The organism is Phytohalomonas tamaricis, from assembly GCF_003012345.1.
GTDB lineage: Bacteria > Pseudomonadota > Gammaproteobacteria > Pseudomonadales > Halomonadaceae > Phytohalomonas > Phytohalomonas tamaricis.
Map to the genome: position 1 here is coordinate 459,941 of NZ_PVRV01000024.1, position 24,216 is coordinate 484,156.

Below are 24,216 nucleotides of genomic sequence, written 5' to 3' on the forward strand. Positions count from 1 at the left end.
CACCCGGCCCTCGTTCTAATGCATAGCCGTTATAGCTATTTTTGGTTTATAGCGAAGAAACAGGTGTGGCAGGAACAAAAAAGCCCCGCTTCAGCGAGGCTCTTTGGATGAGCATTTCCAATAAAACACTCTCTGTTATATCAAGTGCGCGGGAAGGAATTTATCACCTCGGTCAGCGTAGCCTTATCCACCTTGTCGGTAACGCAGGCCTCGCCAAGCGCTTTCAGCAGCACCAGGCGCAGTCGTCCATCCAGCACTTTCTTGTCACGTCCCATCAGTTCGAGGAAACGCGCCGCGTCCATATCGCCAGGCGCATGGAGCGGTAAGCCGGCGGCCTCGATCACTCGTGCGATACGTGCCAGCGCCTTTTCATCGATCCAGCCTAGGGACCGAGATAACGTTGCGGCCATCATCATTCCAGCGCCCACTGCTTCGCCGTGCAGCCAAACACCATAACCTTGTGCCGTCTCGATCGCATGGCCAAAGGTATGTCCAAGATTGAGCAGCGCACGTACGCCCTGCTCGGTCTCGTCTTCGGCGACGACGTCGGCCTTGATGGCGCAACTTTTGAGAATCGCCTCAGTCAGCATTTGATCATCGAGTTCGCGTAGGCGAACCATGTTCGCTTCGAGCCAACTCAGAAACGCCTCATCTCGGATCAGTCCGTACTTGATCACCTCAGCCAGACCGGACGACAGTTCACGGGCAGGTAGCGTGGTCAGCGTAGAGGTATCGATCAGCACCACCTTGGGCTGCCAGAACGCTCCCAACATGTTCTTGCCACGAGGATGATTAACCCCGGTCTTGCCTCCGACCGAAGAATCCACCTGGGAAAGCAGGGTCGTTGGAATCTGAACGAACGCCACGCCGCGCTGATAGCACGCCGCCGCGAAACCGGCCATGTCACCGATGACACCGCCGCCCAGCGCAATAACTGTACAACGGCGATTAAAGTTAGCTGCCAGAAGCGCATCCCATATACGCTCAACCGAAGCGAGCGTCTTGGTATGCTCACCATCAGGCAGAATCACTTCCTGGACATCAAATTCGCTGAGTAATCGCTTGATGCGTGCCAAATACAGTGGCGCGACGGTTTCGTTGGTCACAATCATGACCTGACAACCCGCGATATGAGGGGTTAACAATTCACCGTGATCAAGCAGGTCAGGCCCTACATGTATCGGATAGCTACGTTCGAGAAGATCAACCTTAAGCGTCTGGAGCATGGCTCAAGCATCCTGTCTTAACGGGTGGGCCAGTTGTCTGGCACGGCGCTTGATTTCATTGACAACGGCACGAGGGCTGCGACGATCAGTATGAACGATCAGATCGGCCGTACCACGATAAAGCGGCTCGCGAATGGCAAAGAGTTCACGCAGTTTGGCTGCAGGATCGTCGCATTGCAGCAGCGGCCGGTTACGATCACGTGAAGTGCGCCGAAGCTGCTGCTCGACGGTGGTGCATAAAAAAACGACCGTGCCACGCTCACGCAGATATTGTCGGCTTGCCTCATTGGTCACTGCACCGCCACCCGTGGCTAGCACAATACCATGCTTGCGGGACAGTTCACCGATTACCTGCGCTTCGCGCAGACGAAATCCCGCCTCTCCTTCAACATCGAAGATCCATGGAATATTGCATCCACAGCGCCGCTCGATCTCATGATCGCTGTCGAAGAATTCACGATGTAGTTCGGCCGCCAGAAGGCGGCCGATCGTACTTTTACCGGTCCCCATGGGACCGATAAGAAAAAGATTGGGTAGTGATTGCATCAGCGAACCGCCAGCCCGTCCTCTATGATCTTCGGAGTAATGAATACCAACAATTCTACCTTTTCATTCGACTCTTCGGTATAGCGGAACAACTGTCCCAGCATCGGAAGGTCACCTAAAAAAGGCGTTTTATATAGATTACGCAACTGCTCGGTAGACAGGATACCCCCAAGCACTACTGTTTCGCCATTGTTGACGAGCACCTGAGTCTGAATTTCATTGGTATCGATCGCCGGCGCACCGTCGTAATCGGTACTAGATACATCATCATTATTGACGATTAAATCCATGATGATGCGGTTGTCGGGGGTGATCTGTGGCGTGACCTGAAGCGACAGCACCGCCTCCTTGAACTCGACGTTGGTCGCTCCGGAAGAGGTCGATTCCTGGTAGGGAATCTCCTGGCCCTGCTTGATCACTGCCTTTTGCTGATTGGCGGTAATCACCTTGGGCTGGGAAATCGTCTGGCTCTTGCCTTCACTCTCCAGCGCGTTCAACTCAAGGTCAAGCAGCACATCGCCAGACAAGTAACCGAAACTGAAGGTAGTGGTCGGGCTAGTATCGCTGCCAAGGTCCACCACCAGACCGCCGGTTGAACTAACGCCAGTGGAAGCCCCAGACAGATTGATGCCGCTACCCGGTACGCTGGCCTTCGATGCTCCCCAGCGAATGCCCATCGTATTAGTGACGCTCTGACGAGCAATGACGATGCGCGCCTCGATCTGAACCTGGCGAATAGGGACGTCGAGATGATCCAACGTACGGCGCACCTGTTCGATCTGCTCGCGAGTATCCTGAATCAGCAATGTGTTGGTGCGGGCATCGACCATGACGCGGCCACGTTCGGATAGCAGGCCCAATCCTGCGTCACCACGCAGCAGCGTGGCCATATCCGCCGCCTTGGCATAGCGCACCTGAATGTAATCCGTGGTCAATTGAGCCGTCTGTTCCAGACTCTGATCCGCTTGAACAGCCTGCTGTGCCATTGCCGCCAGTTCACCGCTGGGGGCCACCAACAGCACGTTGCCTGTGCGCAGGCTTGCCAAACCACGCGTTCGCAATACCAGCTCAAGCGCCTGATCCCACGGCACATTCTGAAGGTTCAGCGTCACGCCGCCGGACACGTTGTCGCTGACGACCAGATTCAGCCCGCCCTCTTCAGCGAGAATCGACAGGACTGTGCGCACTTCGATATTTTGAAAATTGAGCGTGATCTTCTTGCCGCTATACGGAAACTGCGACTGCTGCGCTGCGGCCTGGGGTGAGTTGAGCGGCGGCACTTCAATGGTCAGCTCACGCTCGACCTGAGTAACCAGCGGCGCGCCGGCATTTTGTGTAGCGAGCATCAAGCGCACACCGTCAGCGCTTTCACTGGGCGTAACGCGCTGCACCGGTGTGGCAAAATCACTAACATCAAGAATCTGACGCCACTGCTGTGGCAGCGTCACGCCCGGCAATACCACGTTGATACCACCACGCACTGTTTCAATGTCGGGGGCGATATTGGCACGACTGAGCGTCACCACAAGGCGCCCGGCCCCATTGGCACCGGTCCGAAAATCGAGCAACTCGACGCGCGCGCCAGCTGAATCCGGTGCTACTGTCTCGCTTCGCTCAGATCCCTTCATGCGCTCCATGAACGAAGCAGACCCTGCCGAGGCTGTAGCGCCTACCTGAACGTAAAGCATGTTGCCATCGCGACGAGTCGTGTACGCCTGTGGTTCGAGCAGACTGATGACAAGACGAAGCCGCGCATCATCTCCCATCACATTGAGCTCATCGATACCGTTGCGGCCCACTGGGTAGCGGCGCTGCGTCAGACGGCTTGTTGCTTGTGCGAAATCCAGCACCAGACGCCGTGGCGAGCTTAGCATGTAGCTTTTCGGCTCAGGCGCAGGCCCGTCGAAACGTAGGCCGAACGTGACCTGGTCGGCTCTCGCCGCATCGACTGAAACGGTAGTCAACGCAGGCGCAGCCTCTGCGGCGGCGATGGACAATGTATTCCAGGCGATGACGACAAGCGTCACCATGAACAAACGTCGATACAAGGCTTTCATCGTAATATCTCTTGGCGTGTCCTACTCATACGGGCATTTGAAGCTGTGCTTGTATCGTGTCTCTCACGGCGCATTAGCCTCACCCATCGTCAATTCACGTGGCTGCTCCTGCCATCCTCCCGAGCCATCGGCTACCAACTCGACGATAGCCAAGCGATTATTTTCAATCGCCACGACACGGCCAGCGTGCTCTCCCAGATGCTGGCCAACGTGCAAACGCTGTACGCTGCCATCCGGCGTCTGGATTAGGGCCACGGCTCGGCCATTGGAAAAAAGCGTACCGGCGAAGCGCAGTGCATCGAGCGCGTAAGCTTCAAGAGGGTCTTTGCTGCGCTGTGCATCAGGTTTGGCTCCCGCCTCTTCTGTTGCCGGCAACATATCCGATACAGATGCCCATGGCGTAAAAGGGCCGCGTAGATCAGCATGGCTGTACGCCGCCGCCTGATAGCTCGGCTGCTCAGGTAACGCATCAACATGGCCCTGAGGCCGATCACGCAGAGCATCCAGCTGGGTATCCAGCCCCTCTATATCGGGACGCGCACACCCAGTCACCAACAAAGCCGTGGATAGCGCAAAACATAACGTCCTGAGCATTGCCACCCGCCTTTTTGGCGCCAGCTTCACGATATTCATGGCTGGCCTCCCTTCCGTTTGGGCGTAGGCTTGTCGGTAGACTCGGGTGGATCAGTGTCGTAACGGTACGTTTTGGCCACCATGGTTAGCGTCAGATCGCTACTGCTTTTGCTTGCACCTTTTGCCTCGGTACGCGGTGTCAGCGTGAAGTCATGGAGCGTGACGATGCGCGGCAACCCTGCTACGCCAGAAACAAATGCCGCGATGCGGTGGTAGTCGCCTACCACCTGGATATTGAAGGGCTGCTCAGTGTAAAAATCATGCACAACCGGTGCAGCGAGGCGAACAAAGTCGATGCCTAGCCGATGGGCACGCGCGGTATCGCTAATATCGTCAAGTAATGCAGGCACTTCAGCATCGGTGGGCAGCATGCTGACCAGCCGGGCCATATGGTGATCGAGCATGTCCATCTGCTCTTTCAACAATGCCAGATTGGCCGCTTGAAAAGACTTCATGCCGAATTGCGTCATCAACGCCTGTTCTTTGGCCCGGGATTGTTCAAGCGCCTGCTCACGTGGCGAGACGACATACCACTGTGCTGCGAAGAACACGCCGACCACTATCAATACGCAGCACAGCACTTTCAAAAGAAGGGGCCAGTTTCCGGCTTCCTTGATGTCGAGGCTGGCAACATCCAGCTCACGTAAATGTTTCCACTCGGTCTGCCAGCGCAACTTGTTCATTGCCCGGCCTCCTGAGCACTAGCATTATCGGCGCCTTCAACCGAAGCCACCTGCTCGGGCACGGTGAGGTTGAAACGTCTGACACTGTCGCCACCTTCACTTGACTTCACATCAAGTAGCAGCGGTTCGCCAAACACCCGAGACATGGCAAGGGCGCGCATCTGATCTGACACCTGGCGGTTAGTACGTGACACGCCGCTGATATCAAGCTGAGCATCATGACGTACCACACGGTCGTAGTAGGTACCGTCAACCAAAGTGGCTGTGAGCTGGTCGAAGAGTTCAACCGTTTGGGGACGGCTAAACTGTAATTGGCGGATGAGATCGATCTGTTTTTGCAGCTGTTCACGCCGGACCTGGAGATCCTTGACCACTTGAATATCATGCTCAAGCGCTACGATCCGCTGCTCGATATGCTCTATTCGTTCCTGTTCGGCATCGAGCTGCCCCTGTACCCATTGTGCCTTGAGCCAGCCAAAGGCGACGGCCAGCAGCACGCAGCACGCTATCACGCCATAAAATTGCCGGGTACGGCGTTCACGCGCCTGCTCCCGCCATGGCAGCAAGTTAATTTCAATGCCTTTCATTGGCGCAGTCATGACATTGACCTCATGGCTAGACCACACGCTGTCAACATTGCCGGGGCGTCACGGTTCAGCGCTTCAAGCTCGATGCGAGCGTTGAGCCGCATATGCATAAAAGGATTGGCACTGACGACTTCAAGCCCGCTCTCTTCCGCGAGCCGAGCCTGCAAACCAGTAATGACGCTCGACCCACCCGCCAGCATAATACGGTCAATGTCATGTGACCCAGCCGTGGTGTAATACAGCTGCAGTGATCGCATCACCTGCTGAACCAGGGCTTCCCGAAAGGGGTGCAATAGACGCGCTTCGTAATCAGGTAAATTGTTAAGTTTCTTGGCCAGCCCCGCCTCGTCGAGTGTCAGTCGATAGGTCTGACGAATTTCGTCGGTTAACTGACGTCCTCCCATGACACTGTCGCGACTGTGCACGATGCGTCCACCAGAAATCACATGGAACGCCGTCATGCTGGCGCCGACATCCACTACTGCCTGAGCCCGCTCCTGTCGCGCCTGGCCATCGGCACGTAACAACTCCCGATACGCACGCTCCATGGCAAAGGTTTCAACGTCGACAGCCGCCGGAACAAGCCCGGCCTGCGTCAACGCATCCGTCAGCAATTGGACATCCTGCAGCCGGCACGCCACCAGCAGGACATCCTGCTGATCGGCATAACGTGGATTAACGCCCAGACGCTGAAAGTCGAAGGTCACTTCATTGAACGGAAACGGGATATGCTTGTCTGAATCAAGCGCAATTCGCGCCTCGATCTCCTCATCGGAATAGGAATAGGGCAAGGAAATCGTTTTGGTAATGACCGCTGTTGCCGGCAACGCCACTACGGCGCGGCGCGATTTGGGACGGGCTTTTTCGACAGCACGCGTCAATGCCGTCACGACTTCATCCATATCGCGAATACGCCGTTCGACCACTGCATTTTCCTGCAATGGTCGAACCGCATAGCTTTCGACACGAAACTGCTCGCCCTGACGTACCAGTTCGAGCAGCTTGACGGTCGCTGAAGTAATGTCGACACCGATCAGGCCGGTGCTTGACGTTTTTAAGCCAAACAAGGTCCGTTCCTTTGGTATATGTTACAAGACGTATAATTTAATCGCCGTGCGCCGCTCAAGATGGCACCATCGCTTTAACGCTAGTCGGTCATTGGCTGGCTACTTATAATGCTCAGGCTAAGGACGGCCTTGCCCATCGCAGCACCACCGCCACCTCAATTGACGGATTGCGTTTTACATGAAGTTCATCAAACGTCTCGTTTTTCATCTTTTCTGGCTATTGGTTTCATTAACGGCAGGCGGCGTCCTAGCTGTAATCGGCGCAGCGCTTTACTTTGCGCCCAGCCTGCCGGACGTGCATCAATTGCAGAATTATCAGCTGCAGGTTCCGCTGCGTGTGTTCACGCGCGATGAGAAGCTGCTCGGCGAGTTTGGCGAGCAACGCCGACAAATCGTCGATTACGATGAGATCCCGCAGGATTTCGTCCATGCCCTGCTGGCCGCCGAGGATTCGAACTTCTTTCATCACTTCGGCATCGATCCCAAGGGGCTGGCGCGTGCCTTCGTGCAGCTTGGCACGTCAGGTGATATCCAATCGGGCGGTAGCACGATCACCATGCAGGTGGCGCGCAATTACTTGCTGACGCTCGACCGCACCTTTACGCGCAAGATTCGTGAGATATTGCTGTCGCTGCAGATGGAGCAGATTCTCACCAAGCAGCAGATTCTTGAGCTGTACGTCAATAAGATTTATCTCGGCCAGGGCGCCTATGGGATAGGCTCCGCCGCCGAAACTTATTTCGACAAGCCGCTTTCCGAACTGACCCTGCCGGAAATGGCAACGATTGCCGGATTGCCCAAGGCACCGTCGAGCCTGAATCCGATCGCCAACCCCGAGCGCTCGCTGATTCGCCGTAACTGGATTTTGCTGCGCATGCGCCAGCTCGGTTATATCGATGACGCCACGTATCAAAGCGCGGTTCAGGCACCGGTCGAGGTGCAACGTCACCACAGCGCACCTGACGTCTATGCCCCTTATGTTGCAGAAATGGCGCGCCGCTACGCGATCGAGCATTTTGGCGACAAAGCCTATACCGATGGTTATCGCATCTACACCACCATCGACAGCAAGATGCAAAACGAGGCTCGCGATGCGCTGGTGAGCGGATTGATTGACTACGATACTCGCCATGGCTGGCGCGGCGCGGAGCAGCGCGATATCCCCAGCAGCCTTGCCGAAGCGCAGGATCAAGCTGACCGTAAAGGACTTGAGGAAGAATTGTCCGAATCGCCTGAAGTGGCCGAAACGGCACGCCAGGCAGCAGAGCGCAGCAAGACGAACATCGCGGGCGTTGAAGGCGATGTCAGTAACTGGCAGCGCGTACTAGACCGCACGCCTACCTTTGGGCCACTCGAACCGGCCATTGTCATCGATACCGATGGCAAGCAGATGCGCGTATTGCGCCAAGACAGCGTAGAGACCATCGACTGGAACGGGCTGTCCTGGGCACGTGAATACAAGGGACCCAAGTGGCGCGGTAGTGCACCGACGTCGGCAGCTCAGATCGCCAAGCGTGGCGATCTGGTTCGCATTGTGAATACTGAAAAAGGCTGGCGTCTATCTCAGGTGCCCAACGTTGAAGGCGCGATCGTTGCGCTCGATCCACAGACGGGTGCGTTGCGTGCGCTGCAAGGCGGCTTCAGTTTTGCCCAGAGCAAATTCAATCGTGCCACTCAGGCACGTCGTCAACCAGGCTCTAATTTCAAGCCCTTTATTTATCTCGCCGCGTTGGAAAATGGCATGACGCCCGCCACTATCGTTAACGATGCTCCTATCGTTCAACAAGGTTCTGGCTCTCAGGATGATTGGCGTCCCGAGAATTCCGAGCGTTCCTTTAATGGTCCAACGCGTCTGCGTGTCGGCCTGTACAAGTCACTCAATCTGGTGACGATCCGTACGCTACAGTCGGTCGGTCTTGACCAGACTATCGCGCTGCTTGCCCGCATGGGATTCGATGAAAAACAGCTGCCACACGGGCTGTCGTTGGCGCTGGGTTCGGCCAGCCTCTCACCGCTGGAGATTGCCCGTGGCTATGCCGAAATCGCCAATGGCGGCTTCCGTATCCAGCCCTGGTATATCGAGCGCATCACACAGGGTGATGAAGATGAGAATGTGCTGCATGAACCCAATCCACCTGCAGCGTGCCGCGAATGTGACCCTATGGACAGCACGGTCGATATCGATGGCAAGACGTACCCCATTGCCGAACGTATTGCGAGTCCTGAGGCCATTTATCTGCTGCGTGACATGATGCGTGATGTCATCGAAAAAGGAACGGGGCGTGCAGCGCTCGCGCTCAATCGTGACGATATCGTGGGCAAGACCGGCACGACCAACGACCAGCGTGATGCCTGGTTCTCAGGCTTTAATAGCGACCTTGCAACATCGGTCTGGGTGGGCAAGGATTCCAACGAAAGCATCGCCGAATACGGCTCTCAAGCCGCGTTGCCGATCTGGATGGACTTCATGGGCTCAGCACTAAAAGGAACCCCATCCGCCATACCGCCGCAGCCTGATGATATCGTTTCGGTCCGTATCGACCCGGACACCGGCAAACGTCTGCACGACGAAGATGGCGGTGGTATCGTTGAGCTGTTCCGCAAGGATATGCTGCCGCCCTACCAAGAACGTGCAATCAAACCCGAACTTGAGTCGGAGAGCGGCTCTGAAGGCACGGGCACTTACGACGCCATCTTCTGATGGCATGATGCCAGCAAGGCGATCCATCCGGATCGCCTTGTCTACATGACATAACGAAATGCCATGACAGGTCCTTTTGCATGACAGCTTTTCCACTTTGCCTGGGGAAACTATTTCTCAGGTTATCTCGGTTATCTGCAGGGCTGACGCTGGGCATCATGCTGGTCCCTCACCAGGCAAGTGCTGCCAGTGATAATCTTTTCTATGCGCCTCCAGCCGCGGCGGAAGACAGCCCCTCCTTTTCAGGACAGGCCGAACTCGGCTATACCAGCCTCTCCGGTAACAGCAATAGCGAAACACTACTCGCCAAAGGAACGGCTGCCTGGTTTCGTGGCCCCTGGACACATACGCTGCGCGCCCAGACCACCCGGGTAGAAGACAACAACGAAGTCAGTACCGAGCAGTATCTGTTAGGGGCACGTGAACGTTATTCACTGCAGGGACCACACTACCTGTTTGGCTTGGCACGTATAGAGAAAGACAGGTTTTCCGGCTTCGACAATCAATTTACGACGATTATTGGCTATGGTCGCCAGCTTCTTGACGGTCCCGATCATTCGCTGTCCATTGAAGGCGGACCCGGCTATCGCCGCGATGACTATGAAACGGGCGGCAGTGAAGATCTGGCGGTAGGTTATGCTGCTGCAGATTATCAATACAGAATTTCAGACACGGCGCGCTTCGTGCAACAGCTATCGATCGAAGCCACTCAAAACGAAGTGACCAACCGCTCCTATAGCGCAGTTACCGTTGCGCTGACGTCACAGCTTGCCCTTAAGTTTTCCCATGAAATCAGAAGCAACACAAATCCGCCCGACGAGGCGTCGGTTCATACCGACCGCACTACTGCCGCCTCGATTCTTTACAACTTCTGACGCTTGGCAGCACATGGGCGCACTGTAGCCATGCATGTGCATTCATTGTGCACTGACGTTATCTGCACCATTTAGTCTTAGTTATAAACAATTAGACAAAGTGGCTAGTGTCCAGCGAAATGCACGCTACGCCTCGTGGCGGTGCATTTCGTCGTTGCATGACATTGAACTCGAGAATTTCATGGTTACACCATTTCATCACATGCGCCTTTTATCCTTGACCCTGTCAGGGCTCGGGCTTGCCGTACTTCCCCTTGCAGCACATGCTGAGCTTGAAGATTTTTCCACCCTCGATAATCCGGCCTATCAGACAAAAAGCTTCGATGGCAATGCGGAACTTGGCTACACCAAGATTTCCGGCAACAGCGATAGCGAAACGCTTTTAGCAAAAACCACCATGACCTGGTATCACAATGTGTGGTCCTATAGCCTGCATGCAGCGGCTAATAGCGCTAGTAGCGATAATGAAACATCCGCTGAAGAATACTTGCTGGCCGGGCGCACACGTTACAACCTCTCGCGTCTGAATTATTTATTCGGCCTTGCCCGCTGGGATAAGGATCGTTTCTCCGGCTACGATTCGCAGACTACCCTTGCAGCAGGTTATGGACGTCAGCTACTGGTCGGTCCACCTCACTCACTATCGGTAGAATTTGGTCCTGGCGTACGTCATGACGAGTTAAGTGATGGTGGCAATGAAAATCACGGGCTAGCCTACGGCGGTCTTGATTATGCCTGGCAGGTTTCTGACACCGCCCTCTTTTCACAAGGACTGGCAACAGAGATCACCGGCGAAAACATTATTGGCCGCTCGGATACGGCGCTGAAGGTCGCGATAAACGATACTCTGTCGCTAAAGCTGTCCTATGAAGTCGAGTTCAATGACAGCCCACCCGCCGATGCCAGCAGCCAGACCGACACCACGACAGCCGTTTCGGTGGTCTACAATATGTAATGTTGCAGGCAGTTAGTTTCTATCTGGCAATAGCAACAATGCCCGCCTAATTGGCGGGCATTGTTGTTTCTACGGTTGGCCTATCAGGACGCGTCAGGCATCGCCGTAAACATTATCCACGCTTTTAAGCGGATAGTGCTGGGGATAGCCTTTTGATGCGACACCGCTATCGATAGCGGCTTGCGCCACCGCGCTCGAGACGCGATCAAGCAGCCGTGAGTCGAGAGGCGTAGGGATGATATATCCGCGGCCAAATTCGAGCGTATCGATGTCATAAGCGTCAAGAACCTCCTGACTAACCGGCTCACGCGCCAGATCCTTGAGAGCATGCACGGCGGCAACTTTCATTTCCTCGTTGATCTCTGAGGCACGTACATCAAGCGCACCGCGGAAGATAAACGGGAACCCCAGCACATTGTTGACCTGGTTAGGGTAGTCAGAACGCCCTGTCGCCATGATGACGTCATCACGCGCGGCATGCGCATCATCAGGATGAATCTCGGGGTCAGGATTAGAGCAGGCGAAGACCACAGGGTCCTTGGCCATCTTTTTAAGCTGTTCAGGCTTGAGCAGGTTCGGGCCGGAAAGCCCAATAAACACATCAGCGCCATCAATGGCGTCGTCCAGCGTGCGATGCTGCGTTTCATTGGCAAACATCGCCTTGTAGGGATTCAAATCGCTGCGGCCAGCATGGATCACCCCTTTGCTATCGAGCATAGCGATGTTTTCGCTTTTTGCGCCACATGCAATAAGAAGCTTCATGCAGGCCACCGCCGCCGCACCGGCGCCGAGGCAGACAATACGTGCCTCATCGATTGTTTTATCCGCGATATCGAGGGCATTGAGAAGCCCGGCCGCCGTTACGATGGCAGTACCGTGTTGATCATCGTGGAAGACCGGAATATTGCAGCGCTCTTTTAGCGCCTGCTCGATCTCAAAGCATTCCGGCGCCTTGATATCTTCAAGATTGATGCCGCCCCAGGTATCGGCAATCCGCGCTACGGTATCGATAAAGGCCTGAGGGCTCTCGGCATTAAGCTCGATATCAACGGCATTGATGCCGGCAAAGCGCTTGAAGAGTACCCCTTTGCCTTCCATGACCGGCTTGCTTGCCAGCGCGCCCAGATTACCCAAGCCGAGAATTGCCGAACCATCGGAAATCACAGCGACAAGATTGCCTTTGCCGGTATAGCGATAAGCGTTCTCGGCATCCTTGGCAATCTCACGTACGGGCTCAGCCACACCCGGGCTATAGGCCAGCGCCAGATGCTTTGCTGTCGTGGTCGGTTTGGTCACTTCAATGGAGAGCTTGCCGGGAATCGGCTTGGCATGATAATCCAACGCCGCCTGTCTTTTTTCGTCTGACATTCTTTGTTATCCATTCGTATTTTTTAAAAGCAATCCGAATAGAGTATCCAAAAATCTTCTCTTCAACAACCGGACAAAATCCGCGTCATGCCGGGCTTTCAGCGCAACCATTCATCCATTAACAATGCATTATAGCCAACCCTTTCAACTATAATAATTTACTTATTATTGCTATAATCAGCCAACAAAAAGCCCGCCATACAGGCGGGCTTTATTCGCTTTTTTAACTTAAAAAAGCAAGATGTTCGTGCGGCTATTAGCGCTTGATCGCAGCACCGAAACGCTTGTTGAAGCGCTCAACGCGACCACCGGTAGACGCCTGCTTCTGCTTGCCAGTATAAAACGGATGGCAGTTGGAGCAGACATCCAGCGCAAGGCTTTCGTTAGAGGTAGAGCCTACCTGAAACGTTGCGCCGCATGAGCAGGTAGCGGTCACTTTCTGATACTGCGGATGAATAGCATTTTGCATGATAGATACTCATTTATAGGTACGCCGCCACCTGATCGCTTGCCAGGCACCGCGTACGGATTGGAAGATAAGCAGTTTTCCCCAACCGGGAAAGGCGGCGCATTCTAGCAGAGCCGTTCACGGAGGCCAATTGCCCGAACCACATTTTAAATCATTACCGCAATCGTCACGGGCAACAGTTGTTCAGTCTGGGATACTAAGCGTTGCGGTTCCCTCGCCCCTGCGACGTTGCTTCGACTACCTGCCGGGTCCACTTACACCCGCTAGCGGCTGGTGTGCGGGGTTACGCGTACGCGTTCCTTTCGGACGTCGTAACGTCGTCGGTATTATTGTCGCCATCAAGGCAGAAAGTGACCTGCCCCGTGACAAGCTCAAACCGATCGAGGCATTGATTGATCAAGCGCCACTACCCGAGGATTGGTTGTGGCTATGCCATTTTACCGCCCGCTATTATCAACATTCGCTGGGCGATACCTTCGCCAATGCGATGCCCGTACTACTGCGCCACGGCAGACCGCTTGAAGCACGCACTCGCGAGCGCTGGGCACTCACTGCCAAGGGGCGCGCTGCCCCACCTGAAACGTTGGGTCGCGCCAGACGCCAGGCCGAATTGCTAGCCATTCTTGCCCAACACTCTCACGGCTTGGTCAACTCAGCGATTCTTGCCCAAGGCTTTAGCCGTGCCCAGCTCGACGGTCTACGCAGTAAAGGATTGATCGAATGTCATGAGGAGCTATTAGCTGCGCCGCTACGCGACCATGCTGAAGTGCTGGCCGAACCCGCCCTATCGCTTAACCGTGAACAGGGCGATGCGTTAGCCGCGTTACATGAGGGACTAGAGCGTTTCGACCCGGTCCTGCTCCATGGAGTTACCGGCAGTGGCAAAACTGAAGTGTATTTACAACTGATCGAGGCAGTGCTCGACAAGGGCCGCCAGGCCCTGATTCTGGTACCGGAAATCGGCCTGACGCCTCAGACACTGGAGCGCTTCAAGCACCGCTTCAACGTGCCTGTCGTTGCGCTGCATTCAGGCCTGAACGACGCCGAACGGCTCGACGCCTGGGAAGCCGCGCGGGCGGGCCGAGCCCGCATCATCATCGGTACCCGCTCGGCCATCTTCACGCCACTGGCCAAACCTGGGGTCATCATCGTCGATGAAGAACACGACACCTCATTCAAGCAACATGAAGGACTCCGCTATCACGCACGCGACTTGGCTGTAGTACGGGCCAATCATCATGGCATCCCCATTGTTCTAGGCAGCGCCACACCTTCGTTCGAGACGCTCCGTCATGCCGAAGTCGGTCACTACCGCCACCTGCGCCTGACGCAGCGCGCCGGACACGGCACGCCTGCTCGCCTTGAACTGGTAGATCTGCGTGGACGACGCCTGCACGGGGGCCTCGGCCCTCAGGCGCAGGAAGCGATCGCGCAACAGCTCGGCGCCGGTCGTCAGGTACTGGTTTTCATCAATCGTCGCGGCTTTGCCCCTACATTGACATGCCATGCCTGCGGCTGGCTCTCCGAATGCCGTAACTGTGATGCACGCATGACCCTGCACCGCCAACCACCGGAGTTGATCTGCCATCATTGCGAGCGCCACAGTCCGCTTCCCGATGCCTGCCCCAACTGTGGCAGTGGTGACCTGCGCCCTCAGGGGAACGGCACTGAACGTACCGAGGAATCCCTTACCGAAGCCTTTCCCAAGACACCGGTATTGCGTGTCGATCGAGACAGTACCCGACGCAAGCATGCGCTTGAGCAGACCTTGGCGATTATAAAGCGTGGTGAGCCGTGCATTCTGGTCGGCACCCAGATGCTGGCCAAGGGCCATCATTTTCCCCACGTTACGCTAGTTGTCGTGGTAAATGCCGACGGTGGGCTTTACAGCTCGGATTTTCGTGCCATGGAGCACAGCGCGCAGCTACTGACTCAAGTTGCCGGGCGTGCAGGTCGCGAGGCCTATCCTGGTCGCGTGCTGGTGCAGACGCTGCATCCTGATGATCCTCATCTCAATCTACTGGCCGAACAGGGCTATGATGCCCTTGCCGCGCACTTGCTTGAGGAGCGCCGCATCGCTTCACTGCCGCCTTTTCGTCACCTGGTACTGCTGCGCGCCGAGAGTGCGCAAATGGAAGAAGTGAATGCCTTGCTCAGTGACACCGCCACCGCGCTACGCCACTGGTTGCGAGAACACACGCTAGAGGTTGACTGTATGGGGCCGGTTCCCGCTCCCATGGAGCGTCGCCAGAACCGCTATCACGCTCAGCTCATCCTGTGCGCAGCCAAACGCAGCGTTTTACATGAAGCCGCTGCCTGGCTAGCGCAGCGCCTGGAAAACATGCCTCAGGCCCGGCGCATCCGTTGGTCGATCGATGTCGATCCCCAAGAATTGAATTGAACATTGAATTGAATAATACCGCTTACGATGCGATCGCGTTTTGACACACCACGCCGTTAGACGATAATGGCGAGCTCATGACATGACACCCGCTTGATGTGGCACACTGCTTCGAACGCCTTTTTTGCAAGGCACGGCCTGCAAATATCAAGCAACTGAACATTTTAAATCCAAGTTTATTCAAGCGACGATTTCCCCTGATCGAAGCGCGATCGTCGCCACCGGATGCCAAGCCCAGCATGAAAGACACTATCATCGAGTTACTGCATAGCGCCCTCGACACGCTCAAGACAGAAGGTATCGTGCCTGGCGATGTCGCGCCCGCGATCAAGGTCGACGCGACCAAGGACAAGGCTCACGGCGATTACGCGGCCAATCTGGCGCTGATGCTCGCCAAACCGGCCGGCAAACCGCCACGTGAAATCGCCGCACGGCTGATCGATGCCCTGCCGAAAAGCGACGCGGTGGCGAAAGTGGAAATTGCTGGCCCCGGGTTTATCAATTTCTTTGCCAGTACGGCCGCCGCGGCAGAAATCATTACCCGCGTGCTGAATGATGGTGATGCGTTTGGACGCAACGATCACGGTCAGGGCGAGAAGGTTCAGGTGGAGTTCGTATCCGCCAATCCCACCGGCCCGCTACATGTAGGTCACGGTCGCGGCGCGGCAGTAGGTGACTGCATTAGCCGCTTGTTGGAAGCGACCGGATACAACGTGACGCGCGAATTTTACTACAACGATGCTGGCGTCCAGATCGCCAATCTGGCCCTTTCCGTAGCCGCACGCGTCAAGGGACTTGAGCCCAGCGATCCGGCTTGGCCGGCAGACGGCTATAAGGGTGATTATATTGCCGATGTCGCGCAGGCCTACATGCATGGCGAAACCGTCACTGCCGATGACCGTGAAGTGACCGCTTCCGCCGACCCCGACGATCATGATGCGATTCGTGATTTTGCCGTAGCCTATCTGCGCCGTGAGCAGGATCTCGATCTCAAGGCGTTCGGCGTCGCTTTTGATGTTTATTTCCTTGAATCCTCGCTCTATACCGATGGCAAGGTTGAAGCGACCGTCAAGCGTCTAGTGGAGAAAGGCCATACCTACGAGTCCGATGGCGCCCTATGGTTAAAGACGACCGACTTCGGTGATGACAAGGACCGTGTAATGCGCAAGCGTGACGGCCATTACACCTACTTCCTCCCGGATGTCGCCTATCACTTCGACAAGTGGCAACGTGGATTCACCACCGTTATCGATGAACAGGGCGCAGACCATCACTCTACCGTAACACGCGTGCGCGCCGGCCTGCAGGCACTCGATGCCGGTATCCCTCAAGGCTGGCCGGACTACGTGCTGCACCAGATGGTTACCGTCATGCGCGGCGGTGAAGAAGTGAAGCTATCAAAGCGTGCCGGCAGCTATGTGACGCTTCGGGATCTGATCGATGAGGTTGGTCGCGACGCGACGCGTTATTTCCTCGCGGCACGGCGTGCCGACTCGCAGCTGACCTTTGATATCGACCTGGCCCGCTCACAGTCCAACGACAATCCGGTTTATTACATTCAGTATGCCCACGCTCGCGTCTGCAGCGTCCTGCGCAAGGCCGACAGCGAAGACAAAGCGTTTGATCACGCCTTGGCCCAAGCCAATCTGGCCAAGCTGAGTGATGAGCGCGAAAAGAATCTGCTCAATCGCCTCGCGGCCTATCCCGAAACTGTCGAACGCGCCGCCAAAAGCCGTGAGCCGCAGCAGGTTGCGCAGTATCTGCAGGACCTCGCCGCTGAGTTCCACTCGTATTACAACGCGGTCAAGGTCATGGTCGATGACGCTGAAATACGTAACCCACGCCTTGCCCTTGGCTTGGCGGTCCGTCAGGTCATACGCAACGGTCTTGATCTGCTCGGTGTCAGCGCCCCAGAGGAGATGTAAATGGCACGCCGTCCTGCCAATTCGAGCCAGCGCCCTGCCAAGAAAGGCGCCACGAACAAGCGGTCGTCATCACGCAATTCGAGCGGCGGCTTCCACGTCCCGGGGTGGCTGTGGGCCATTATCGGCATCATTGCCGGTTTTGCGCTGGCACAGTACTTACGCGAAGAGCCAACACAGCCTGACCAGGTGGCAGCGGTAGTGGCTAAACCGTCACGCAATACCGTCAGCAGTCAGCCATCGGGCAACGACAACGGGCAGGATGGGCAAAAAAATGCCGAGGGTAGCGCGCAGCAGCAGCAAAGCGCCGCTCCAGAAGCGCAAATGCCGACATTTGAGTTCTACACCCTACTGCCGGAATCGGAAGTCATCGCGCCGACGGTTGATGCCTATCATTCGACTCCGCGCCCCGGCACCGAAGCAGCGATTGCGGCGCAGAACGCCAAAGCCGTCGCGCAGCACAGCAATACCGCGCCCGCCAAAAGCACGACGAAAGCTCCTGCTGCCGAACAGAAAAGTTCGCCGCCGCAGGCAGATACCTCAGGCGGCAAGCTGCCAAGCTATGTATTGCAGGCAGCGTCATTCAAAGCCAGTGGAGACGCCAGCAAGCTTGCCGGCAAACTCAAGGATCTCGGCATGCTCGCCAAGGTCACCGAAGTCAAAACGGCCGATGGCTCTACCTGGTATCGCGTTCAGGTCGGCCCTTATCAGGACACGCGTGAGCTTTCACGGGCGCGCGACTTGATGGAAACCCAGGGCATCGAGCCGCTGCTCATCCGTCAGAAAGGGTAGAAATTCTTACACCTCGTGCCAGAATGATGCCGACCCACAGTCGGCATCATTTCATTTATTACCACGCTGAGTTGTAGCACCAGCCTCTTCCGTAAGCCTTGTTTCGTTTCGTCATTCACTTGTATTTCTGTGCCTATCGGAGCAATTGACGTGTCATAACGTCATGCGCTCTCAGGCATTGCCTGCCTTGCCTTGATTTCAGGTGTCATCGCCCGCATTTTCTTTTCCAAGTTTCCAGCAGCGAAGCGGACGAAGGCGTTATTCGTCCGATGCGTCAAAGTCACCGGGTGCATGCAGCACCTTTTACTGGAGTGGATTGAATGACCACGATCGTATCCGTGCGTCGCGGAGAGCAGGTTGCCCTCGCCGGCGATGGTCAGGTATCGCTTGGCAATACGGTAATGAAGGGCAATGCCAGCAAGGTACGGCGTTTTCATCGCGGTCAGGTACTGGCCGGTTTTGCCGGCGGTACGGCCGATGCCTTTACCCTGTTTGAACATTTCGAGGCCCAGCTTGAAAAATATCAGGGCCATCTCACCAAAGCGGCTGTAGAACTAGCCAAGGAATGGCGTACCGACCGTGCACTGCGCCGCCTTGAGGCCATGCTTGCCGTTGCCGACAAGAATACCTCACTGATCATTACCGGCACCGGCGATGTCCTTGAGCCCGAACACGGCATCATTACCATCGGCTCCGGCGGGCACTATGCCAATGCGGCTGCCCGCGCCCTGCTTGAAAATACCGAGCTGTCGGCCCGTGACATCACTGAAAAGAGTCTGAATATCGCCGCTGATATCTGCGTATTCACCAACCACAACATCACGCTCGAAGCGTTGGATTGATCCTATGTCTCAGATGACTCCCCGCGAAATCGTTCACGCGCTCGATCAATATATTGTCGGCCAGGCCGACGCTAAACGGGCCGTGGCTATCGCACTTCGCAATCGCTGGCGTCGGATGCAACTCGACGAGAGCCTGCGTGCTGAAGTAACACCCAAGAATATTTTGATGATCGGGCCGACCGGTGTCGGTAAAACCGAAATTGCTCGCCGCCTGGCCAAGCTGGCGGGTGCACCATTCATCAAGATTGAAGCGACTAAATTCACCGAAGTCGGCTATGTGGGCCGCGATGTCGAGTCGATTATTCGCGATTTGGTCGAATCGGCCATGAAGCTGGTCCGTGAACAGGCCAAGGAACAGGTGCAGAGCAAGGCCGCAGATGCCGCCGAAGAGCGCATCCTCGACGCTCTGCTTCCTCCCGCACGCGGCAGTGAATACGACAGTGGCGCCAACCGCGATAGTGCCACGCGTCAAACCTTCCGCAAGAAGTTGCGCGAAGGCCAGCTTGATGACAAGGAAATCGACATCGAGGTGACGCCCGCCAGCCAGGGGATCGACATCATGACCCCGCCAGGCATGGAGGAGATGACCAGCCAGCTGCAAAGCCTGTTTTCCAACATGGGCAAGCAGAAGAAAGAATTGCGTCGCCTCAGTGTCAAGGAAGCACTCAAGATTGTGCGTGAGGAAGAAGCTTCCAAGCTGGTCAATGATGATGACCTCAAGCATCGCGCTATCGAAGCGGTAGAGCAAAACGGCATCGTTTTCATCGATGAAATCGATAAGGTCGCCAAGCGCAGTGAAACCAGTGGCACCGATGTGTCACGTGAAGGGGTTCAGCGTGACCTGCTGCCTTTGATCGAGGGTTCGACCGTCTCGACCAAATACGGCATGGTGCATACTGATCACATTCTTTTCATCGCCTCGGGCGCCTTCCATCTGGCCAAGCCGTCGGATCTGATCCCTGAGCTGCAAGGTCGTCTGCCGATCCGCGTAGAGCTTTCTGCTCTGACACCGGAAGATTTCAAGCGCATTCTGACCGAGCCTTCCGCTGCCTTGACGCGTCAGTACCAGGCCCTACTGGCGGCTGAAGGGTTGGAGATCGAGTTTACCGATGAGGGTATTGAACGCATCGCCGAGATCGCCTTCCAGGTTAATGAAGGCACGGAAAATATCGGTGCGCGGCGTCTGCATACCGTTATGGAGCGTCTGCTAGAAGAAGCGCTCTATGCCGGTGGTGACATGGAAGGCCCAGTGAAGATCGATGCCGACTACGTCAATGCCCGGCTGGGCGAACTGGCCCGTGACGAAGATCTATCGCACTACATCCTGTAAGCCGTATCCCTAACGGATATAGCAGCTTACGATAGGCAAGAACGGCGCTTTGCAAAGCGCCGTTCTTGTTTACAATGCTTTTTACATGCCGTGTTGTACTGCCTTGCCGCCTATAGGCAGTGCATTACCGGAGGATTACATCGTTGGAGGCCAATATGAGCGCGCCGATTCCTGAGAATGTGCACTACCATAAGCGTGACCGTGAGCTCGAACTGGTCTATGCCGATGGCGAACGTTATCGCCTGTCCGCCGAGCTGTTACGCGTCTATTCTCCCTCTGCCGAAGTACGGGGCCATAGTCCCGAGCAGGCCACCCTGCAGATGGGTAAAAAGTTTGTGGGCCTTATCGATATTACCCCGACCGGCAACTATGCTCTAAAGCTGCACTTCGACGACGGTCATGATAGCGGGTTATACACCTACGAATACCTTTATGACCTCGCCTGCCACCGCGAAGCTTGGTGGGCCGATTATCTGCGGCAGATGGAAGATGCCGGCGCTTCACGCGAGCCGCTGGGCATTCCCGTCAAACAGCTATGATGCTTGTCTGCTGATACGGCGAAGCGCGCAGACAAAGCCGCACGCGAGCGCTACAATGCCTTTCGCGCAGGAACGCATCAACATCGATTGAGAGAGCGCCTCGCGCGACGCCGTTGAAAACGGACGGGTAACCCATTCAGGTGATAAAGCAGGCAAGGGGAAGAGAAGAGCATGGAGAAGCGCACCACTCATTTCGGCTATCAGGAAGTCCCCGTTGATGAAAAGGCCGGGCGCGTTGCCGACGTCTTCCATTCCGTTGCCGCTCGCTATGATGTGATGAATGATTTGATGTCGATGGGCATTCATCGCTACTGGAAGTACATCACGCTTGAACGCTCAGGCGTCCGCCGTGGCCACAAGGTACTGGACATTGCCGGCGGCACGGGCGATCTGACCGCAAAGTTCGCCTCACGCGTAGGCAAAACCGGGCGCGTAGTACTGGCCGATATCAACGCCTCGATGCTTAACGTTGGCCGTGACAAGCTGATCGATCATGGTGTGGGTGGCAATGTCGAATACGTTCAGGCCAACGCCGAAAGCCTGCCGTTTCCCGACAACACCTTCGATTGCATCACCATTGCCTTTGGTCTGCGCAATGTCACCGACAAGGACATGGCACTGCGCTCAATGGCCCGTGTACTAAAGCCAGGCGGCCGCCTGCTTGTGCTGGAATTTTCCAAGCCCATCAATCCTGTGCTGTCGACCGTGTATGATCAGTATTCATTTCATGTGCTGCCGCGGATGGGCAAATGGGTCGCTAATGACGCCGAGTCATATCGCTATCTAGCCGAGTCGATTCGTATGCATCCTGATCAAAATACCCTCAAGGGCATGATGGAAGCGGCAGGTCTGGAACGTGTCGAATACACCAACATGACGGGTGGCGTCGTCGCCCTGCATCGTGGAATTAAATTCTAGATGTCGTTGTTTACCCCCGTTCTACTTTCCTGCGTCGAGCAGGTGATTAATCGCCTGCTTGCTCGTGATCCGGCAGCACCCTCCCGGCTGGCTCAGCTAGCGGGTCATCGTTTACTGTTGCGCCTGGAAGGCCCACCTTTCGAAGCTCTGATTGTTTTTCATCATGGCGGCGTAGCCTTGTCACGTCTTCCAGGCGCCAGTGACAACGATGCTGATGTAGTGGTCGAAGTCGATGCCGATACGCTGGGTTCAGTACTGGGCGGCGCCAACATCGAAACGTTGATGTTTGAAGGTAAGCTGGCCGTTCGCGGTCGTATTTCCATTCTTGTTGAGGCCCGTGACTTGTTCATGGATCTCGACATCGATTGGGAAGGCGCCCTGGCAGAATGGTTTGGTGACATACCGGCGCATACCCTGGCGACGGGACTTCGTCATGTCGGTCGCTTCGGCGTTCGCTCGCTGCGCGAGTTCGAACAGGATTTATGTGAGTACGCCCTTGAAGAAGGGCGTCTGCTCGCTGGTCGCACGCAGTTGGAAATTGCCCGGGAACATCTGACCGAGCTGGAAATTGCCGCCGACCGACTCGAGGCGCGATTGGCACGCTTGAATCGACAGCTTGAGCACAAGGAGCACTCGTGAAGCTTTGGCGTCTCATGCGTATTGGCTGGACAATAGCGCGTTACCGTCTCGATTCACTGGTACCGGTTGAGCGTCTTCCCGCACTGGCGCGCCTAGTAATGCGCCTTTCACCGCTTCACTTGTTTCCCAAGGGCCCACGCTCTAGAGGCGAGCGCCTGCGTCTAGCGCTTGAGTCACTCGGCCCGATCTTCATCAAGTTCGGCCAGATGTTGTCAACACGACGCGATCTGATGCCACCCGATATCGCCATCGAGTTGCGCCGTTTGCAGGATCAGGTGCCACCATTTCCTAGCGATGTCGCCCGCGCCACGGTCGAGGCGGAACTCGGCGCTGATGTCGATAAACTGTTCGAGATGTTCGAAACCGACCCGCTTGCCTCGGCGTCAATTGCGCAGGTTCATGCCGCGCGGCTACATTCCGGCGAAGAAGTTGTGGTCAAGATTATCCGGCCAGGAATTGACCGGATCATGCGCAGTGATATCCAACTGCTGTACATGTTTGCAAGATTGTTGCTGCTGATATGGCCAGAAGCCAAGCGCCTTCGCCCTATCGAGGTGGTGACCGATTACCAGGCCACGCTCTTTGATGAACTCGATCTTCAAAAGGAAGCCGCCAACACCTCGCAACTCAAGCGAAACTTCAAGAACTCGCCGCTGCTGTATGTGCCTACCATCTACTGGCCGCTAACGCGTAAACGCGTCATGGTACAGGAGCGTATCTCCGGGATTCCGGTTGCCGATATCGAATCATTGGTTGAGCACGGCGTCGATCTTAAAAAGCTGGCCGAGCGCGGCGTGGAAATTTTCTTCACTCAGGTATTTCGTGATAATTTTTTCCACGCTGACATGCACCCAGGCAACATCTTCGTCTCGCCTGAGCATCCCAACGACCCACGCTACATTGCCATTGACTGCGGCATTGTGGGCAGCCTGACACGAGAAGATCAGGACTATCTCGCGCGCAATATTCTCGCCTTCTTCCGGCAGGATTATTATGAAGTTGCCATGCTGCATATCGAATCGGGCTGGGTCGGAGAAAAGACCCGAGCCAACGAATTTGCTGCCGCGATTCGTGCCGTATGTGAGCCCATTCTGGAAAAGCCACTGAAGGATATCTCCTTCGGCCAAGTGCTTATGGGTCTGTTTCAGACGGCCCAGCGCTTCAATATGGAAGTGCAACCTCAGCTCGTGCTACTGCAGAAAACACTGCTCAATATCGAAGGCCTGGGACGTACGCTGTATCCCGACCTTGACCTATGGCATACGGCGCGGCCCTATCTTGAGCGCTGGATGAAAGAGCGCTCCGGGCCGGTTGGCTTCTGGAAATCACTTAAGCAACAAGCGCCCGATCTTGCTCACCGCATGCCGGAATTACCTGTGCTCGCTCATCAGGCGCTGGCACAGGTCGAAATCGATCGTAAGCGCCGTCATGAACAGAGTGAGACACTTGTCGCGGTGCAGAGCACACTAAATGATTTGCGTAAAAGCACCCGACGGCTACGCATCGGTCTTGTCATTGTCACCCTTGCGCTGGCCTGGGGGCCTCTGTACGGCTGGGCAGTGCAGCAGCACTGGAGTGTTCTGGTTGCCGCCGCCATCGGCATAGGGCTAGTTATATGGCGTTAGGGCTATGGCGCAAGCAAAGCACCTCGGCGTACACTAGGCCT

The 24,216-nt window shown here is 55.9% G+C and carries 21 protein-coding genes; 12 read left to right on the forward strand and 9 right to left on the reverse strand.

Features of this window, described 5'->3' with window-relative positions; genetic code table 11:
• Window positions 1–140 precede the first annotated feature (140 nt).
• The 7 genes from aroB to pilM all read right to left on the reverse strand — a co-directional run bounded on the left by aroB (window position 141) and on the right by pilM (window position 6,799).
• Window positions 141–1,226 carry a 3-dehydroquinate synthase gene (gene aroB, locus C3Z11_RS15905; protein WP_106478907.1) on the reverse strand — a complete coding sequence of 362 codons (1,086 nt, stop codon included), beginning with the start codon at window positions 1,224–1,226 and terminating at the stop codon, window positions 141–143.
• Between the two features lie 3 nt (window positions 1,227–1,229).
• The gene (gene aroK, locus C3Z11_RS15910; RefSeq protein WP_106478908.1) at window positions 1,230–1,772 is read right to left on the reverse strand and encodes a shikimate kinase AroK; all 543 of its coding nucleotides are present in this window, start codon (window positions 1,770–1,772) and stop codon (window positions 1,230–1,232) included.
• Window positions 1,772–3,829, reverse strand: coding sequence for a type IV pilus secretin PilQ (gene pilQ, locus C3Z11_RS15915; protein ID WP_106478909.1), 2,058 nt, complete (start codon window positions 3,827–3,829; stop codon window positions 1,772–1,774). Before pilQ ends, aroK begins: the two co-directional genes overlap by 1 nt.
• Before the next feature lie 63 nt (window positions 3,830–3,892).
• Window positions 3,893–4,462, reverse strand: coding sequence for a pilus assembly protein PilP (locus tag C3Z11_RS15920; RefSeq protein ID WP_106478910.1), 570 nt, complete (start codon window positions 4,460–4,462; stop codon window positions 3,893–3,895).
• Entirely contained in the window at window positions 4,459–5,145 is a 687-nt protein-coding gene (gene pilO, locus C3Z11_RS15925; protein ID WP_106478911.1) for a type IV pilus inner membrane component PilO, read from the reverse strand. The genes C3Z11_RS15920 and pilO overlap by 4 nt, the downstream gene beginning before the upstream one ends.
• Complete coding sequence (locus C3Z11_RS15930; RefSeq protein WP_262927453.1) at window positions 5,142–5,744, reverse strand: PilN domain-containing protein; 603 nt, start codon at window positions 5,742–5,744, stop codon at window positions 5,142–5,144. The genes pilO and C3Z11_RS15930 overlap by 4 nt, the downstream gene beginning before the upstream one ends.
• Window positions 5,741–6,799 (reverse strand): type IV pilus assembly protein PilM, encoded by a 1,059-nt coding sequence (gene pilM / locus C3Z11_RS15935; RefSeq protein ID WP_106478912.1) that lies wholly within the window; start codon window positions 6,797–6,799, stop codon window positions 5,741–5,743. The genes C3Z11_RS15930 and pilM overlap by 4 nt, the downstream gene beginning before the upstream one ends.
• A gap of 178 nt (window positions 6,800–6,977) precedes the next feature.
• On the opposite strand from pilM, the gene C3Z11_RS15940 reads away from it, so the two are divergent.
• From C3Z11_RS15940 to C3Z11_RS15950, 3 genes are all read left to right on the forward strand, one after another.
• Window positions 6,978–9,500, forward strand: a complete 2,523-nt coding sequence (locus C3Z11_RS15940) for a penicillin-binding protein 1A (RefSeq protein WP_106478913.1) — start codon at window positions 6,978–6,980, stop codon at window positions 9,498–9,500.
• 80 nt (window positions 9,501–9,580) lie between these two features.
• Window positions 9,581–10,375: a DUF481 domain-containing protein gene (locus C3Z11_RS15945; protein WP_262927454.1), complete on the forward strand. Its 795-nt coding sequence runs from the start codon at window positions 9,581–9,583 to the stop codon at window positions 10,373–10,375.
• A 181-nt stretch (window positions 10,376–10,556) separates the two neighbouring features.
• Window positions 10,557–11,330, forward strand: coding sequence for a DUF481 domain-containing protein (locus tag C3Z11_RS15950; protein WP_158701067.1), 774 nt, complete (start codon window positions 10,557–10,559; stop codon window positions 11,328–11,330).
• A gap of 93 nt (window positions 11,331–11,423) precedes the next feature.
• Here C3Z11_RS15950 and C3Z11_RS15955 read toward each other — a convergent pair whose 3' ends face one another.
• Window positions 11,424–12,698 carry a malic enzyme-like NAD(P)-binding protein gene (locus tag C3Z11_RS15955; RefSeq protein ID WP_106478915.1) on the reverse strand — a complete coding sequence of 425 codons (1,275 nt, stop codon included), beginning with the start codon at window positions 12,696–12,698 and terminating at the stop codon, window positions 11,424–11,426.
• Between the two features lie 256 nt (window positions 12,699–12,954).
• Window positions 12,955–13,167, reverse strand: coding sequence for a 50S ribosomal protein L31 (rpmE, locus tag C3Z11_RS15960; RefSeq protein ID WP_106478916.1), 213 nt, complete (start codon window positions 13,165–13,167; stop codon window positions 12,955–12,957).
• A gap of 130 nt (window positions 13,168–13,297) precedes the next feature.
• On the opposite strand from rpmE, the gene C3Z11_RS15965 reads away from it, so the two are divergent.
• The 9 genes from C3Z11_RS15965 (at window position 13,298) to ubiB (ending at window position 24,175) form a co-directional block, all read left to right on the forward strand.
• Window positions 13,298–15,568: a primosomal protein N' gene (locus C3Z11_RS15965; protein ID WP_394810219.1), complete on the forward strand. Its 2,271-nt coding sequence runs from the start codon at window positions 13,298–13,300 to the stop codon at window positions 15,566–15,568.
• A 239-nt stretch (window positions 15,569–15,807) separates the two neighbouring features.
• Complete coding sequence (argS, locus tag C3Z11_RS15970; RefSeq protein WP_106479100.1) at window positions 15,808–17,493, forward strand: arginine--tRNA ligase; 1,686 nt, start codon at window positions 15,808–15,810, stop codon at window positions 17,491–17,493.
• On the forward strand, window positions 17,494–18,282 hold the full coding sequence (locus C3Z11_RS15975; RefSeq protein ID WP_106478917.1) for an SPOR domain-containing protein: 789 nt from the start codon (window positions 17,494–17,496) through the stop codon (window positions 18,280–18,282). It abuts the gene before it with no gap.
• 320 nt (window positions 18,283–18,602) lie between these two features.
• A complete protein-coding gene (hslV, locus tag C3Z11_RS15980; protein WP_106478918.1) occupies window positions 18,603–19,124 on the forward strand; it encodes an ATP-dependent protease subunit HslV in 522 nt (173 codons plus the stop codon).
• 4 nt (window positions 19,125–19,128) lie between these two features.
• Entirely contained in the window at window positions 19,129–20,454 is a 1,326-nt protein-coding gene (gene hslU / locus C3Z11_RS15985; protein ID WP_106478919.1) for an ATP-dependent protease ATPase subunit HslU, read from the forward strand.
• A gap of 155 nt (window positions 20,455–20,609) precedes the next feature.
• Entirely contained in the window at window positions 20,610–20,993 is a 384-nt protein-coding gene (locus C3Z11_RS15990) for a gamma-butyrobetaine hydroxylase-like domain-containing protein (RefSeq protein ID WP_106478920.1), read from the forward strand.
• A gap of 171 nt (window positions 20,994–21,164) precedes the next feature.
• Window positions 21,165–21,911, forward strand: coding sequence for a bifunctional demethylmenaquinone methyltransferase/2-methoxy-6-polyprenyl-1,4-benzoquinol methylase UbiE (gene ubiE, locus C3Z11_RS15995; RefSeq protein WP_106478921.1), 747 nt, complete (start codon window positions 21,165–21,167; stop codon window positions 21,909–21,911).
• Window positions 21,912–22,550: a ubiquinone biosynthesis accessory factor UbiJ gene (locus C3Z11_RS16000; RefSeq protein WP_106478922.1), complete on the forward strand. Its 639-nt coding sequence runs from the start codon at window positions 21,912–21,914 to the stop codon at window positions 22,548–22,550.
• 14 nt (window positions 22,551–22,564) lie between these two features.
• A complete protein-coding gene (gene ubiB, locus C3Z11_RS16005; RefSeq protein ID WP_106479101.1) occupies window positions 22,565–24,175 on the forward strand; it encodes a ubiquinone biosynthesis regulatory protein kinase UbiB in 1,611 nt (536 codons plus the stop codon).
• Window positions 24,176–24,216 lie beyond the last annotated feature (41 nt).

What these genes read in the sequence shown, in the direction of transcription:
- rpmE (WP_106478916.1), bottom strand. Translation starts at nt 13,167, where the DNA reads ATGCAAAATGCTATTCATCCGCAGTATCAGAAAGTGACCGCTACCTGC.
- C3Z11_RS15920 (WP_106478910.1), bottom strand. Translation starts at nt 4,462, where the DNA reads ATGAATATCGTGAAGCTGGCGCCAAAAAGGCGGGTGGCAATGCTCAGG.
- C3Z11_RS16000 (WP_106478922.1), top strand. Translation starts at nt 21,912, where the DNA reads ATGTCGTTGTTTACCCCCGTTCTACTTTCCTGCGTCGAGCAGGTGATT.
- ubiE (WP_106478921.1), top strand. Translation starts at nt 21,165, where the DNA reads ATGGAGAAGCGCACCACTCATTTCGGCTATCAGGAAGTCCCCGTTGAT.
- ubiB (WP_106479101.1), top strand. Translation starts at nt 22,565, where the DNA reads ATGCGTATTGGCTGGACAATAGCGCGTTACCGTCTCGATTCACTGGTA.
- hslV (WP_106478918.1), top strand. Translation starts at nt 18,603, where the DNA reads ATGACCACGATCGTATCCGTGCGTCGCGGAGAGCAGGTTGCCCTCGCC.
- argS (WP_106479100.1), top strand. Translation starts at nt 15,808, where the DNA reads ATGAAAGACACTATCATCGAGTTACTGCATAGCGCCCTCGACACGCTC.
- aroB (WP_106478907.1), bottom strand. Translation starts at nt 1,226, where the DNA reads ATGCTCCAGACGCTTAAGGTTGATCTTCTCGAACGTAGCTATCCGATA.
- C3Z11_RS15955 (WP_106478915.1), bottom strand. Translation starts at nt 12,698, where the DNA reads ATGTCAGACGAAAAAAGACAGGCGGCGTTGGATTATCATGCCAAGCCG.
- C3Z11_RS15930 (WP_262927453.1), bottom strand. Translation starts at nt 5,744, where the DNA reads ATGACTGCGCCAATGAAAGGCATTGAAATTAACTTGCTGCCATGGCGG.
- hslU (WP_106478919.1), top strand. Translation starts at nt 19,129, where the DNA reads ATGTCTCAGATGACTCCCCGCGAAATCGTTCACGCGCTCGATCAATAT.
- pilO (WP_106478911.1), bottom strand. Translation starts at nt 5,145, where the DNA reads ATGAACAAGTTGCGCTGGCAGACCGAGTGGAAACATTTACGTGAGCTG.
- pilQ (WP_106478909.1), bottom strand. Translation starts at nt 3,829, where the DNA reads ATGAAAGCCTTGTATCGACGTTTGTTCATGGTGACGCTTGTCGTCATC.
- C3Z11_RS15940 (WP_106478913.1), top strand. Translation starts at nt 6,978, where the DNA reads ATGAAGTTCATCAAACGTCTCGTTTTTCATCTTTTCTGGCTATTGGTT.
- C3Z11_RS15975 (WP_106478917.1), top strand. Translation starts at nt 17,494, where the DNA reads ATGGCACGCCGTCCTGCCAATTCGAGCCAGCGCCCTGCCAAGAAAGGC.
- aroK (WP_106478908.1), bottom strand. Translation starts at nt 1,772, where the DNA reads ATGCAATCACTACCCAATCTTTTTCTTATCGGTCCCATGGGGACCGGT.
- C3Z11_RS15945 (WP_262927454.1), top strand. Translation starts at nt 9,581, where the DNA reads ATGACAGCTTTTCCACTTTGCCTGGGGAAACTATTTCTCAGGTTATCT.
- C3Z11_RS15990 (WP_106478920.1), top strand. Translation starts at nt 20,610, where the DNA reads ATGAGCGCGCCGATTCCTGAGAATGTGCACTACCATAAGCGTGACCGT.
- C3Z11_RS15950 (WP_158701067.1), top strand. Translation starts at nt 10,557, where the DNA reads ATGGTTACACCATTTCATCACATGCGCCTTTTATCCTTGACCCTGTCA.